Annotated in this window: 1 protein-coding gene; it reads left to right on the top strand. The window is 99.5% G+C overall.

What is annotated here, in order from left to right; translation table 11 throughout:
• The coding region (locus tag AC6H42_RS09375) for a hypothetical protein (protein ID WP_497547895.1) at positions 1-212 on the top strand (212 nt) is incomplete at both ends.

Here is a 212-nt window from a genome sequence, read left to right as displayed (position 1 = left end):
GGGGGGGGGGGGGGGGGGGGGGGGGGGGGGGGGGGGGGGGGGGGGGGGGGGGGGGGGGGGGGGGGGGGGGGGGGGGGGGGGGGGGGGGGGGGGGGGGGTGGGGGGGGGGGGGGGGGGGGGGGGGGGGGGGGGGGGGGGGGGGGGGGGGGGGGGGGGGGGGGGGGGGGGGGGGGGGGGGGGGGGGGGGGGGGGGGGGGGGGGGGGGGGGGGGG

This window comes from Massilia sp. NBRC 108631 (assembly GCF_059704565.1).
Note: the sequence above shows the minus strand (reverse complement) of the source record. Positions and strands in the feature narration are given on the sequence as shown.